Here is a 12,258-nt window from a genome sequence, read left to right as displayed (position 1 = left end):
CCCTGCTATAGTATACATTCCGGGCCAGGTCCGTACCTATAAACCTGTAAACAAGCAGGCGCTGCTCCTGTTAGGTTGGCAGCAAGTGGATAAAAAGGTTTAACAGTAACACAGAAAGAAGCTATGAAAGAAAAGATGAAAGCCGCTATTTATAAGGAGTTTGGCGGGGCAGAAAAAATTGAAGTTACTACCGTTGATGTGCCCGAGGTAAAGGAGGGCGAAGTGCTGGTCCGGGTAAAGGCCGCAGGCGTAAACCCCGTGGACGCCGCCGTTCGGGAGGGCTACCTGAAGGACTTCCTGCCGTATGAGTTCCCGGTCATTCCAGGCTGGGACGTGGCAGGCGTTATTGAGGAAAGAGGATTCAGCGCGAGGCGATTTGAGGTAGGCGATGCCGTATATGCTTATGCCCGTCGCCCGGTGGTACAGCATGGCACCTTTGCCGAGTACATCATTATACCGGAGAGCTACCTGGCCGCAAAGCCGGAAAACATCTCGTTTGAAGAGGCAGCCGGTATTCCGCTGGTGGGCCTTACAGCGTATCAGTCCTTATTTGATGCGGGCAAGCTGCAGCAGGGCCAGACGGTGCTGATCCTGGGCGCCTCGGGCGGTGTGGGCAGCCTGGGTATTCAGCTCGCTAAAAACGCTGGGGCAACGGTTATCGGCGTAGCCAGCGAAAAGAACCACGCCTTTATGAAAGAGCTCGGCGCCGACCATACCATAGACTATAAAACCCGGAACGTAGGAGACGCTACCAAAGAAATAGCCCCCGACGGCGTGGACCTGATCTTTGATTGCGCCAGCGGCGAGACCCTGCAGCAGAGCCTGTCGGCCTTAAAACCATCGGCCAAGCTGGTTTCCATCCTCAACCAGGGCCAGAACCTTGACAAATCCATTGACTTCCAGTATGTATTCGTGGAGCCCAACTCCAGCCAGCTGGACAAGCTGCGCAAGTATGCCGAAGCCGGCAAGCTGAAAGTGCACGTGAGCAACACCTATAACCTGGAGCAAACCGCCGAAGCCTTAAACCAGATCCAGACGCAGCACACCAAAGGTAAGATCGTGATCGTGCCGTAGCCTGGGGAGAACTTCAGCCACTCAGAATATTTCAGCGCATCGCACACCTTATAAATCAAGAAGGGGCTACCTATACAAGGTGCCCCTTCAGTGCATTAGTCCATTATATTTTGCCCAGTCAGGTTTATTTTATGCTGTAGGTCATTAACGGAATTTCGCCAACTTGTTCGAGATCTGACAGGATAAGTCCTACACCTTTAGCCCAATAATACTCTGATGTAAGGTTAAATTCGATCCCCATTTCCGCTTGAGTGTAGGTTGAAACCATCTCAACATGGATCACATCCTTAAAAGTATTACCCTGCACGGTTTTCGTAGCTCCTTTCTCCAGGATGGTGAATGTCATGGTAGCATCCATCCCATTGATGGTGCTGGTCTGGAACCAGGGCTTTCCTACCGGTGTCTCCTCTTTCAGGAACATAAGGGCAAAATTACCCATGGTTGGGTCCATTCCAATGGCAGTGTAAACTCCTTTCTCTTTCAGTACATAGGATTTTCTCGTCTCACTCCCCTGCTTCGTTTCCATCTCCGCATATGTTTTCCCATCGATCACTTTGGTATTGCCGGTGGCGGTTAAAGTATAAGGAGAAGCACCGCCGTAGGACCAGGTAGAACCTTTTGTAGTCGGCACATAGTCCTGTTCAGCGGAAGCTGGCGTGGCATCCTCATCGTTGCCACATGAAGTCATGATACCTATCATAAGGCACCAGATAAACATCAATTTAAGTTTGTTCATATACATATATAGTTATAATACGATACAATATATGAAAATAATTTATCCCGGTAAATTATTTAGCAATTAAATCCTGTAAAGCTACCAAAACAAGGTGCAGTCGCGTTGGGGTAAGGTGAGTGTTGGGTGCAGCTTTTTTTGAATGCGCAGCTCATGCGAGGTGCGGGGTGTAAGGCAATCGGTTCCTAGCTCAGACGCTCGCGGGTCTTGAAGACGCCGCGAGGTCTTTTGGGTAGGCGGCTGGTATTCTTGGGATATTACACATGGCGGTAGCCGGGTAATCGGTGAGGGCTTCACCAATAATATCCCTGATATCCTTGAGTGGCACCTTTTGTGAAATACATTAAAATAACCCGTTGTTATCCTGGTGAACTGCGTACCTTAGGGTATGTTAGAAAATATATTTCCCATAGGATCCGAAGTGTTTGCCAAAGTGAATCCGGATCTAAGATTAACGATACGACAATACCTGAAACGTATTTACTACTGCACTGTAAACAACAACCCTTCGCAGAAGGACCTTGTGTACTATGAGCGTGAGTTAATACCGATACCGGTAAAATAAATCTGAAAGCCCCTGCTAATCCCAGGGGCTTTTTAATTACTTGTCCGAATACTTTCCCCGCTCCTTCATTTACTAACCTGCCAACAGCAGCAGCTTCTGCTATACAAGTAACACGAGCTAATGCACGCTGCAGCAGGCGCTGCACCTGCCCGGTACTCCATTACAACGCATACTTTAAGAGTTAGGAAGTATAGATTATAGGCACACCCCTATTCCTGCCGGGAACTGATATTTTTTCTACTGACCTATCCTCGTGACAAACAGCCACTTCCGAAATTTTGCACCTGGTTTATTAAATTTCTAATAAACCCTGCTTCAAACAACACGTACAAGTTGACCTAAAACACCCCAAATACACCCTGCAATATATATGAGATAACTTTTACTGAAAATCCCTTTATTTATTTAAATAGTACTTTTTATGAAAAAGTTTATCTTAATCCCTTTGTGTTTTTCCCTCTTTTTCACTTCCTGCAACGATGAGGATACTGAAACTGTCACGCCACCTGTATCAGAGATTGATGCGGATATGAGAGGCGAGTGGACGAATACTTCCGTGAAAAGAGTTTATTACTCCGATACAGATACTGTAATGTATGCCGATTCCGTGGAGCGTCGTGCTACCTTTGTTTTCGATGGCAAAAAGATGACCATTATGTTGCCGGGTAGTTCAAGTAAAGACGTGTGGGACTACAGTTTCCCTAACCCGAACGATTCTACTTACATCGAACTGCACCAGGGTTCTGAAACAACTGATTATATTATCAAATCCTTATCAGATACAGCTATGGTCTGGGTTGACGAACTAGACTGGGCAGGTTACCCGGAGGAGGTTCCGGACGCACAAAAGACCACCTCCCGAAAAGGTGTTTATACCTGGAAGTTTGAGCGAAAACAATAAGCAGATCAACGTATAAGATTATTACTGAAGGCACGGGTTTATGACCCGTGCCTTTATTGTTGTATAAGCCAGGTAATACTTCTGGTTATGAAACACTCCTTATCTGAGTCCCGCTACTGCCTGTAGCAGGAAGAGCATAGTCTGCCATTTTCTTTGGCTTTCAGGTACCTTACTTTTCTGTTAGCCTGATATCGCTAATGCCATACTATTAGTACCAAATCCCCCACTCCTACCTTTTCCAAAAATAAAAAACGTATACTTTTATTTACTTTTTGTAAATAACACTTGACATTAATAAAATTTCATATACCTTTGTGTAAAGCTTACTTTACTTAATATCAAACAACGTATACATATGAAAAATCAAGATTGGAATGCCCAAAGCAGGCAAAACACAAGAATGCTGGCCTACTGGACCCTAGCCTGGATCATGTCAATGGCTTTAGCAACTTTCGGCCCTCAATACATCTGGAAAGATAATACGGCCCTGACACTGATAGGCATCGTGCTGAATGCTGTATTAGGAGTAGGTATGATCTTCGCGAATATCCGGCACATGAACGGGCTGGATGAAATGCAACGAAAGATACAGCTGGAGGCGATGGGAATTGCCTTGGGCGTTGGCGTAGTTGGCGGCCTGAGTTATACGTTGCTTGATGTGACAAACGTGATCGCGAATGATGCCGAAATTTCAACACTTGTCATACTGATAGCGCTTACCTATTTGGGCAGCATCATTATCGGGCAAAAACGCTACAGATGAAAAACCGGCTTAAAGTACTAAGAGCAGAGCGGGACTTAACCCAGGCTGATCTTGCGAATGCGTTAGCGGTATCGAGGCAAACAGTGAATGCCATAGAAAAAGGAAAATTTGATCCCAGTTTACCGTTAGCCTTCAAGATCGCCAGGCTATTTAACCTGTCCATCGAAGAGATCTTTCAGGAGGAAGAGATCGTTTGACACCCCACTGGCACGAGCATTTCGCTCGTGCTTTTTTTATGGTCAAAACAACCCGATTAAGACAAATACCAGGCTATTACGGCCAGACAAATATATCCTCCACCGACTGTCCTTCGTTATAAAAAATAAGAGAACTACGCTTATGAAACACTTACAGCACATCCTGATTGTTGGGCTCATCTTGGGCATGGCCGGCATTTCAGGTTGCAGGACCGGCAGCGCAGCGGGTGGCTCAGACGCTACAGCTGCTGAAAGTAGAAGCCTGGCGCCTCAACGGGTGGATATAAGAGGCAGTATCGTGACGACCCGCTACAACGAGGGACAGGTAGTGCTGGAAGTAGAAGCATTTGCCCCTTCGCTGAATTCTCTTTACGACAGGGCTTATGTGCTCGTGTTACCTACTGCGCAACTGATTGGCAGCAATGGGCAGCCCATCAGCCTGAGTGAATTAAGGATGGGCCAGACTGTAGCCATTCTGTTGAGAGGCGGCGGCAACGGAAACCGCGTTGGCGTTGGGGTAGCCCGAAAATTATGGGTGGAAGACTCCTTCTAAACAGGCTCGAGTACCATTGTTAATTCGCCTGCCCCAGGCCCACGAACTGCTTTTACCTCAAAACATTCGCACTTTTACCACTTATATTATAATTTTTATTTTATTAATAATATTCAAGGCATAAATTTAGAATAAATTCTAAACTCACTCCTGACTATGCTACGAATGTTAAAAAACAACCTGGGTACTGCGTTGAGTACGTTCAGGAACAGCTATAAAAAAGAAGATGGTGAGTTCTCCAGGCGCATCATCAACAGGCACCGGGCTTTCTGGAAGGCCGCAGATGCTGAATTCATCCGCAACCTGCCCATGAACCATAGTATTCCGAAGGAGCAGTGGAAGGTTGGCAATAACTGGCAACGCAAGCTCAGCAACAAAAGCAATGCCCGCGAGTTTGCTAAAATGCACGGCTGCCGCGTTCCTGAACTTTACTGGAAAGGCAGGGACCTGAGTCTGCTGGATACAAAGAAACTGCCGGGTCAATACGTGATCAGGCCCACCATCGGGCACTCCTGTAACATGATCTACTTAATGGATAATGGCCTGAACCTGATGGACAGGCGTTCTTATTCTGCCAATGACCTTAAGCAGCAAATGGCGGAGGCCTTGCAGAAAAATACCCACCTCGAGTTCCTGGTAGAAGAGTTTATCAGGACGGAGAAGGGAGAATACAAGATCCCGAACGATTATAAAATGTCGTTCTTTAACGGGGAATTAGCTGTAATTGACGTCATAAACAGGCTGAGCCCCAAAACAGGTTTTTCAAGTTGCTACGATGCCAACTGGAACCCGATTGACAATATTAGTCCGCACTACCAGAAAGCTCCCTACCAGGAGCCACCTGCCTGCCTGGATGAAATGATAACACTGGCAAAAAAACTCAGCAGGTCCTATGAAATTTTTGTGAGGATCGATTTCTATGCCACCGACAAAGGCGCCGTTTTTGGAGAGTTCACCCCTACGCCCAGCTGTGGCAGGGGATTTACCCCGGAAGCAGACAAGATGCTGGCAGAATACTGGGACAGGTACTGCCATGGGATGATCTGAGCACCTTTCTCCCTCGGCTGAGCACGCAGGATTAAGTAATAGTTTTAAATTGCTTTCGAAACAAAAAGGAGATAGTATGCTGTACCAGGAATATACACCGCACCCCCAGCTAAAGCCATACATCCTGGATTACTGGCTGTTCAGGGTTCCGCCTTTTGAGGCAGCGGGGCAACAGGAGGTGCAGCATGTGGCTCCTGCCGATGGTTGTGTATCCATACTGCTGGTGAATAAGCAACCACAACAGTTTAAAATGGCCCTCGTGACAGGCCCCGGAACAGATGCCGTTCAGACTGTTGTGCAGCCTGGTTCCGTTTACCTGGGCATCCGTTTTGTGCCCGGAATGTTCTGCGCCGTGTTCAACGACAAAGGCCTGAACCTGAAAAATCAGAAATTACCTGCACAGCACCTGCTCCCCCTCCTCGATCTGCACCCCCTGCTACAGCACCTCACCCTAAATTTCAGCGACACTTCTATACTCGATGAATACTTTCTGAACCTGCTGGCACAGCAAGAACCGGTTAACTATGATGTGGAAGTGAGCAAGGCTGTACGATTGATCATGGAGTCCGGAGGAAACATACCCATTCGCAGCGTACTGGCAAATGCCTGCCTGAGCGAACGGCAACTTCAGAAGCGGTTCAAGCGCAGCACCTACCTTTCTATGAAAGAGCTGGCGAAAATATGCCGGCTGCGCCATGCCATTGCTAAAGTGCACCTCGAGAAAAAGACGCTATCGGATGCCGTACACGAAGCAGGCTATTTTGACCAGGCCCATTACAACCACGACCTGCACCAGACCACGAAACGAAAACCCGAGGACTTTTACCAGCATATCGGGCAAATAGAGCATGTGGACGTGAAGCCGCTCCAGCAAAAACCAGAATGACGGTTTCTTACAAGACTTCCGGATGTATAAGCTATACATTTGAATCAAAAAAGACTATGAAGAACCTCGCATTTATATTTTGCATGCTGTTTAGCACTCTTGCGTTCGCACAGGCACCTGCTTCTCCAAAGCCAACGGTACAGGAGAAAATGCAGGCCCTTAACTGGCTTACCGGTAAATGGCAGGGCCAGGGCTGGATGAGCTATGGCCCAAACCAAAAACAAACGTTTGACCAGACAGAGAATATCCAATATAAATTGGACAATACCTTACTGCAGATCGAAGGGCTTGGCAAGAACGGCAACCGTACCATTCATGATGCCCTGGCCCTTGTATCTTATAACATCAATACCGGCAAGTATACTTTTAACTCTTATACCGCAGAAGGCCGACAAACCAGTGCAGATGCCACAGTGGAAAACAAGAAACTGATCTGGCAAATGGAAGCCGGTCCAAACCGCAAGATCAGGTATACCATCTGGCTGGATGATAAAAACCAATGGCAGGAGATCGGAGAGATGAGCACAGACAATGGACAGAACTGGAATAAATTCTTCGAGATGACACTGCAAAAGGTAAAGGAGTAAGCGCAGCTATCCCCTCCCATGTAAAGGCGTGCCGGCCATCGGCACGCCTTTACTACGCTTTCTCAATAAACAAGCGGTATAGCAGGATCACGACACTGATGAGGACGATAGTCGTGTAGATCTGCTTGTTGTACCTGGCCAGCCAGTTGGGGAGGTAGATATCAAAATTATCCCTGGTAGAATCTGAGTATCTTCGGGCTACTACCGTGATCGGGCACATGTTCTTAAACACCAGCAGCACAAGGCCTTCCAGAGCTATAAGACCAAGGCAAACCCACACCCACACATCAATCCTGTTTGTGAGCACGGCATATAACAGGTAGAATATGACCACATTGAAAAAGACCCAGATCAGGGTATGAATAACCTTGATGAGTACCAGCTTTTTCCTGATAGCTGTAAGGTCGCTTTGCTTCTGCAGTTTCTGCTCCTGTTCCATCGCGGTAGCCTGTTGCGTTACGGAGGTAGGTTTATTTTATGGTAGTAGTATCTGCCGGGGCTTCAGGCAGGTAAACCCCTGCTCCGACCATCACCCAGGAATCATCCAGCTTTGCTTTCCGTACATAGGTGGTTTTACGGGCAGGATCGCTTTCACCCGGTTTTGGCCACATGTAATTTACCCAGCCTGAGCTGTCGTTGGCAACGGTCCGGAGCATTTCTTTTATCAGGAACTTGCCCTCTGTGTCTTGCAGGTTAAGTACATTTCTGCCTTCGTAGTACGGGAAGGCGCCATTTACCAGTTCTATGCCCTTTGGGTCAACGATAAACAGGTAGGCATCTTTGGCAAGGTAAGGCCCTGCCGGATCATGAAACGCTTTAAAGGCTTCTTTGCCATATCTCCCTATTTCGGCAACGGCACTGTTTACCATATCTACTACAAACTCCCGCTCCATAACATCAGTGTACATGCTGCTGCCTACAATATAGGATTTTCCGGAAGGGGCTTTTACAAGACGTGCATAGCTGCTTTTCCAGCCTGGAGCCTGCGCTGCCACTGCTGGCCATTGGAAATGGTACCAGCCTTCCCGCTTCCCCGGATCAGCAGTAACCGCTGCTATCAGGCCTTTAATTACAGGCTTGCCATTCACATCCTTCAGCTCAAGCTGGTTCTTGCCTAACAGCGAAATATCGGTATGTACCAGCATGTTACCCTGAGGATCCATTACAAAAACAAATTTCTCACCCTGCCGCCAATAGCTGTCCGGCCTGCGAAAATCTTCAAATGCCGCTTCGCCCATGTTTCGGATCATCTCTGCTGCGTTCTTCACCAAAGCCACCAGCTGGCGTGTAGAGTCCTGTTCATAATCCTGCACCAGGACATGTATTTCAGGCCGCGACATTAGCTGGTTGTGCACCACAGTTTCAGTACCAGAAACAATACCGGCACTGTTCTCTGGCTCACTAAAACCGAGCGCCGTACTAACTGTAATGATCAAAAAAGTGGCTGCTTTCATGGGCAGAACCTTTAGCTAAAAACTGTTAATCAACCTGCGCAGCACCACGACCTCCCCAAGGTGGTAAGCATTATGTTCCGCCACCAAAATGGCTTCCCGCAACAGTGTCTGCCCGTTACCCTGTGGTATCGGTGCGAAAAGGTCGTTACTCTTGTCCTGCACCAGCTTTACCATTTCGTCCAGGTCGTGGGCCAGTGCGTTGATGGTATGCTGCAGGCTCTCCTTATTTTTAGGGGCTGTTTCTTTCGGCCAGTAATCATCGGGCCAGGTTGGCTCCTGGTAATCCGGGTTACGGCAAAAGTCCAGGATGTCGTGCTGGGCAAACCGCAGGTGATCCAGTAACTGCCAGATAGTATACGGCAGGCTCTCCACCTTTTTGCCAGCATCCGCCAGCGTTATGCCCTCAAGCAGTTCCTCCCGGGGCCTGAAAGCGATGCCCCCACGCATCATTTTTACCAGTTGTTCACGAAGTTGTTGTTCCTGTTCCATAGCTCTGTTTTTTTACGTTGTATGGCTAAAAAAAGCTTACATCGGGTTAACAGACAGTGTGGCTTGCAGCAGGTTTTGCAGTCATTGCCTTACTCCTTCTGCCCTTTCACCAGCGGCTATATGCCTTATACCATTTCATACCAACATCAGTACTAAGAAGCAGTTAAGGTAAAAGTGCCGGAGTACCTGCACATGATCCTAACACCTTTAAACAGTAAAACATCAAACAATAAGAACTATGTCATTTATTGAAACAGAAGACTTCCAGAAAGGAGAGAATGTATATATCAATTACCAGGACTATGGCGAAGGGCAACCTGTTATCCTTATTCATGGCTGGCCGCTTAGCCACAAAATGTGGGAGCACCAGATACAGACCATAGTAGACGCTGGTTACCGCTGCATTGCCTACGACCGGCGCGGGTTTGGCGACTCGGACCAACCGTGGTATAACTATGACTACAACTCACTGGCCCTGGACCTGCGCGCGCTCATAGAGCAGCTGGACCTGTGGGATTGTGTGCTGGTAGGCTTTTCGATGGGCGGCGGTGAGGTGGTGCGCTATTTATCCATGTTCGGCGACAACCGCATTGACAAGGTAGTGCTGATAAGCTCAATCATACCGATCGTTAAAAAGACGGACGATAACCCGGATGGCGTGCCGGAAGATAAGCTGAAGGAAATAATGGATGCGCTAAAAACAAAGCGGATATCTTTTCTGTCGGATTTCAGCAAGCAGTTCTACAACTACAGCGACAATAAAGACAAAGTAAGCGAAGATCAGCTGAAGTATGACTGGATCGTTGCGTCCAACGCCTCAGGCCGTGCCACCATCGAAACGGCCAAAGCCTGGGCCAACACCGATTTCAGGCCGGAATTACGGAACGTGCGGGTACCTACGCTGATCATTCACGGCGATGCCGACCAGATCGTGCCGATAGACACAAGCAGTGAGCAATCGTCAAAAGAGATACGCAACAATAAGTATGTGGTCATAAAAGACGGACCACACGGCTTATTTATAACCCACAAAGAACAACTGAACCAGGAACTACTGGACTTTTTAAGGAAATAAGCCCTAAAGGCTTAAAAACAAAAGCCAGCCGTTGCACAGTAGCAGCGGCTGGCTCTGTTATGGAATAGCGGTTCTTAAATTCTTGCCTGGTACGTATAAAGCTGGTAGTATCTTCCCTTTTTCTCCAGGAGTTCTTCGTGTCGGCCATGCTCTACGATATGGCCCTGCTCTATAACCAGTATCTGGTCGGCCTGGCGGATGGTGCTGAGGCGGTGGGCGATCACGAAAGTGGTGCGGCCCTGCATCAGGGTCTTCAGGCTGGCCTGTATCAGGCTTTCACTCTCCGTATCCAGGTTTGAGGTAGCCTCGTCCAGGATCAGGATGCGTGGGTCAGCGAGCACGGCACGGGCAATGGCGATGCGCTGCCGCTGTCCCCCGGATAGCTTCACCCCCCGCTCCCCGATCAGCGTATCAAGGCCATCTTCAAAGCGGTCAGTAAACTCCTCCACATGGGCTGCTTTAACGGCCAGCATGAGTTGCTCCTCTGTTGCGTCAGGGCGCGGGAAAAGTATGTTCTGCCTGATGGTACCTTCGAACAGGAAATCGTCCTGCAGCACAACCCCCAACTTGCTTCTGTAGCTTTTCAGACTGATAGTTTGCAGGTCGTGGCCATCCACGGTGATGGTACCACTCTCCGGGTTCAGGAACGATGCCGCCAGTCCGGCGATGGTGGTTTTACCCGAACCGGACGTACCAACAAGGGCGGTAACGGAACCGGCTGGTGCTTTAAAACTTATCTCCTTCACTACTTCTTTCCCTTCCTCATAGGCGAAAGACACATCATTGAACACGATGTCGCCGTGGATCTGGTCCAGCTGGAGTGTTCTGTGTCCGCCCGCGTCTTCGAGGGGTGTGTTCAGTATTTCCTGTGTTCGGTCCAGGCCTGCAAAGGCTTCGGTAAACTGGCTCCCGATATTGCTCATCTGCACGATAGGCGCGATCAGGAAACCGAGGTATAGCGTGAACGCCAGGAAGTCTCCGAAGGTCATTTGCCCGTGCATGATCTGGTACCCTCCTATCCCCATGATACCTGCCGATGCAAGGCCCAGCAATAAGGTAGCCGCGCTGGTCACCATACTTGTGGTAACCAGGCTTTTCTTCACATTCAGGAAAAGGCGGGTAACCCCATCTTCAAAAGTCTTTATCTCCTGCTCTTCCGCATTAAAGCCTTTAATCACGCGTACCCCGCCTAATGTTTCAGTAAGCCTACCGGTCACTTCCGCGTTTATCACGCCGCGCTCCCTGAAAATAGGCCTGATCTTACCGAATGCTTTTAAGGAAATAAGTCCGAAAATAGCTACCGGAATCAATACAAATGCAGTCATCAAGGGACTGATAACAATGAGCAGCACCAGGCATATCAGCGAGGTAAGCACACCGCCAATCATTTGGGCAAAGCCCGTCCCGACCAGGTTACGCACACCTTCCACATCTGTCATGATCCGGGACACCAGCTCACCGGTCTTGGTGTTATCGAAGAAGCGGATAGGTAGCTGGATTATGTGCCGTTGCACCTTGGCCCGTAGCTGGGAGATCAGGTGCTGCGCCTCCACGCTCAGTATCTGCGTAAGGGCAAATGATGTAACAGATTGAATGATGATTGCTACGACTACTGCCAGGATCAACCAGCGCAGCAACAAAAAATCTCCTTTAGGGATCACATCATCGACGAGGTATTTGCTGGCTCCGGGTAACACGAGGCTGGCTAACCGGCTGATAATGATTAGAACAAGGCCACTGGCAAGGTATTTTTTTCGGGGCCATATAATGGTTTTGAAAACCTCGCCTACTGTAACATTTTTAAGTTTTTTTGATTTAGACATGAATGGTGCGTAGCATTGAAGCACTAAAGGTACATGTTTTTTAGACTCCTGTGGCAGGTGACTTTTCAGAAGTTACGTGAGAGGGAAAACTTACCGTTAAGTAATAAA

Annotated in this window: 15 protein-coding genes; 10 read left to right on the top strand and 5 right to left on the bottom strand. The window is 48.4% G+C overall.

The window, feature by feature from the left end; all coding sequences use genetic code 11:
* Nucleotides 1-123: 123 nt before the first annotated feature.
* On the top strand, nucleotides 124-1,074 hold the full coding sequence (locus ACSX1A_RS05680) for an NADP-dependent oxidoreductase (protein WP_439882655.1): 951 nt from the start codon (nucleotides 124-126) through the stop codon (nucleotides 1,072-1,074).
* A 124-nt stretch (nucleotides 1,075-1,198) separates the two neighbouring features.
* Here the strand turns inward: ACSX1A_RS05680 and ACSX1A_RS05675 are convergent, their stop codons facing one another.
* Complete coding sequence (locus tag ACSX1A_RS05675; protein WP_439882654.1) at nucleotides 1,199-1,810, bottom strand: hypothetical protein; 612 nt, start codon at nucleotides 1,808-1,810, stop codon at nucleotides 1,199-1,201.
* A 388-nt stretch (nucleotides 1,811-2,198) separates the two neighbouring features.
* On the opposite strand from ACSX1A_RS05675, the gene ACSX1A_RS05670 reads away from it, so the two are divergent.
* The 8 genes from ACSX1A_RS05670 to ACSX1A_RS05635 all read left to right on the top strand — a co-directional run bounded on the left by ACSX1A_RS05670 (nucleotide 2,199) and on the right by ACSX1A_RS05635 (nucleotide 7,309).
* Nucleotides 2,199-2,375: a hypothetical protein gene (locus ACSX1A_RS05670; protein WP_439882653.1), complete on the top strand. Its 177-nt coding sequence runs from the start codon at nucleotides 2,199-2,201 to the stop codon at nucleotides 2,373-2,375.
* 421 nt (nucleotides 2,376-2,796) lie between these two features.
* Complete coding sequence (locus tag ACSX1A_RS05665) at nucleotides 2,797-3,276, top strand: hypothetical protein (RefSeq protein WP_439882652.1); 480 nt, start codon at nucleotides 2,797-2,799, stop codon at nucleotides 3,274-3,276.
* A 355-nt stretch (nucleotides 3,277-3,631) separates the two neighbouring features.
* Complete coding sequence (locus ACSX1A_RS05660) at nucleotides 3,632-4,039, top strand: hypothetical protein (protein ID WP_439882651.1); 408 nt, start codon at nucleotides 3,632-3,634, stop codon at nucleotides 4,037-4,039.
* Nucleotides 4,036-4,236, top strand: a complete 201-nt coding sequence (locus ACSX1A_RS05655; RefSeq protein ID WP_439882650.1) for a helix-turn-helix transcriptional regulator — start codon at nucleotides 4,036-4,038, stop codon at nucleotides 4,234-4,236. Before ACSX1A_RS05660 ends, ACSX1A_RS05655 begins: the two co-directional genes overlap by 4 nt.
* Before the next feature lie 142 nt (nucleotides 4,237-4,378).
* A complete protein-coding gene (locus tag ACSX1A_RS05650; protein WP_439882649.1) occupies nucleotides 4,379-4,789 on the top strand; it encodes a hypothetical protein in 411 nt (136 codons plus the stop codon).
* A gap of 156 nt (nucleotides 4,790-4,945) precedes the next feature.
* Complete coding sequence (locus ACSX1A_RS05645) at nucleotides 4,946-5,836, top strand: ATP-grasp fold amidoligase family protein (RefSeq protein ID WP_439882648.1); 891 nt, start codon at nucleotides 4,946-4,948, stop codon at nucleotides 5,834-5,836.
* Between the two features lie 76 nt (nucleotides 5,837-5,912).
* Complete coding sequence (locus ACSX1A_RS05640) at nucleotides 5,913-6,722, top strand: DUF6597 domain-containing transcriptional factor (protein WP_439882647.1); 810 nt, start codon at nucleotides 5,913-5,915, stop codon at nucleotides 6,720-6,722.
* Nucleotides 6,723-6,778: 56 nt separating this feature from the next.
* Nucleotides 6,779-7,309 carry a hypothetical protein gene (locus ACSX1A_RS05635; protein WP_439882646.1) on the top strand — a complete coding sequence of 177 codons (531 nt, stop codon included), beginning with the start codon at nucleotides 6,779-6,781 and terminating at the stop codon, nucleotides 7,307-7,309.
* A gap of 52 nt (nucleotides 7,310-7,361) precedes the next feature.
* Here ACSX1A_RS05635 and ACSX1A_RS05630 read toward each other — a convergent pair whose 3' ends face one another.
* The 3 genes from ACSX1A_RS05630 to ACSX1A_RS05620 are packed head-to-tail and all read right to left on the bottom strand — an operon-like array spanning nucleotide 7,362 to nucleotide 9,252.
* Nucleotides 7,362-7,748 (bottom strand): hypothetical protein, encoded by a 387-nt coding sequence (locus ACSX1A_RS05630; protein WP_439882645.1) that lies wholly within the window; start codon nucleotides 7,746-7,748, stop codon nucleotides 7,362-7,364.
* Nucleotides 7,749-7,779: 31 nt separating this feature from the next.
* Nucleotides 7,780-8,763, bottom strand: coding sequence for a cache domain-containing protein (locus ACSX1A_RS05625; protein ID WP_439882644.1), 984 nt, complete (start codon nucleotides 8,761-8,763; stop codon nucleotides 7,780-7,782).
* 15 nt (nucleotides 8,764-8,778) lie between these two features.
* Nucleotides 8,779-9,252: a DinB family protein gene (locus ACSX1A_RS05620; RefSeq protein ID WP_439882643.1), complete on the bottom strand. Its 474-nt coding sequence runs from the start codon at nucleotides 9,250-9,252 to the stop codon at nucleotides 8,779-8,781.
* A gap of 238 nt (nucleotides 9,253-9,490) precedes the next feature.
* Between ACSX1A_RS05620 and ACSX1A_RS05615 the strand changes: the two genes are divergently transcribed.
* Nucleotides 9,491-10,327 (top strand): alpha/beta fold hydrolase, encoded by an 837-nt coding sequence (locus ACSX1A_RS05615; RefSeq protein ID WP_439882642.1) that lies wholly within the window; start codon nucleotides 9,491-9,493, stop codon nucleotides 10,325-10,327.
* 74 nt (nucleotides 10,328-10,401) lie between these two features.
* Here ACSX1A_RS05615 and ACSX1A_RS05610 read toward each other — a convergent pair whose 3' ends face one another.
* The gene (locus tag ACSX1A_RS05610) at nucleotides 10,402-12,150 is read right to left on the bottom strand and encodes an ABC transporter ATP-binding protein (RefSeq protein ID WP_439882641.1); all 1,749 of its coding nucleotides are present in this window, start codon (nucleotides 12,148-12,150) and stop codon (nucleotides 10,402-10,404) included.
* Nucleotides 12,151-12,258 lie beyond the last annotated feature (108 nt).

The sequence above is a fragment of the Pontibacter sp. MBLB2868 genome, from assembly GCF_051904785.1.
Taxonomy (GTDB): domain Bacteria; phylum Bacteroidota; class Bacteroidia; order Cytophagales; family Hymenobacteraceae; genus Pontibacter.
Note: the sequence above shows the minus strand (reverse complement) of the source record. Positions and strands in the feature narration are given on the sequence as shown.

What these genes read in the sequence shown, in the direction of transcription:
- ACSX1A_RS05680 (WP_439882655.1), top strand. Translation starts at nt 124, where the DNA reads ATGAAAGAAAAGATGAAAGCCGCTATTTATAAGGAGTTTGGCGGGGCA.
- ACSX1A_RS05675 (WP_439882654.1), bottom strand. Translation starts at nt 1,810, where the DNA reads ATGAACAAACTTAAATTGATGTTTATCTGGTGCCTTATGATAGGTATC.
- ACSX1A_RS05670 (WP_439882653.1), top strand. Translation starts at nt 2,199, where the DNA reads ATGTTAGAAAATATATTTCCCATAGGATCCGAAGTGTTTGCCAAAGTG.
- ACSX1A_RS05665 (WP_439882652.1), top strand. Translation starts at nt 2,797, where the DNA reads ATGAAAAAGTTTATCTTAATCCCTTTGTGTTTTTCCCTCTTTTTCACT.
- ACSX1A_RS05660 (WP_439882651.1), top strand. Translation starts at nt 3,632, where the DNA reads ATGAAAAATCAAGATTGGAATGCCCAAAGCAGGCAAAACACAAGAATG.
- ACSX1A_RS05655 (WP_439882650.1), top strand. Translation starts at nt 4,036, where the DNA reads ATGAAAAACCGGCTTAAAGTACTAAGAGCAGAGCGGGACTTAACCCAG.
- ACSX1A_RS05650 (WP_439882649.1), top strand. Translation starts at nt 4,379, where the DNA reads ATGAAACACTTACAGCACATCCTGATTGTTGGGCTCATCTTGGGCATG.
- ACSX1A_RS05645 (WP_439882648.1), top strand. Translation starts at nt 4,946, where the DNA reads ATGCTACGAATGTTAAAAAACAACCTGGGTACTGCGTTGAGTACGTTC.
- ACSX1A_RS05640 (WP_439882647.1), top strand. Translation starts at nt 5,913, where the DNA reads ATGCTGTACCAGGAATATACACCGCACCCCCAGCTAAAGCCATACATC.
- ACSX1A_RS05635 (WP_439882646.1), top strand. Translation starts at nt 6,779, where the DNA reads ATGAAGAACCTCGCATTTATATTTTGCATGCTGTTTAGCACTCTTGCG.
- ACSX1A_RS05630 (WP_439882645.1), bottom strand. Translation starts at nt 7,748, where the DNA reads ATGGAACAGGAGCAGAAACTGCAGAAGCAAAGCGACCTTACAGCTATC.
- ACSX1A_RS05625 (WP_439882644.1), bottom strand. Translation starts at nt 8,763, where the DNA reads ATGAAAGCAGCCACTTTTTTGATCATTACAGTTAGTACGGCGCTCGGT.
- ACSX1A_RS05620 (WP_439882643.1), bottom strand. Translation starts at nt 9,252, where the DNA reads ATGGAACAGGAACAACAACTTCGTGAACAACTGGTAAAAATGATGCGT.
- ACSX1A_RS05615 (WP_439882642.1), top strand. Translation starts at nt 9,491, where the DNA reads ATGTCATTTATTGAAACAGAAGACTTCCAGAAAGGAGAGAATGTATAT.
- ACSX1A_RS05610 (WP_439882641.1), bottom strand. Translation starts at nt 12,150, where the DNA reads ATGTCTAAATCAAAAAAACTTAAAAATGTTACAGTAGGCGAGGTTTTC.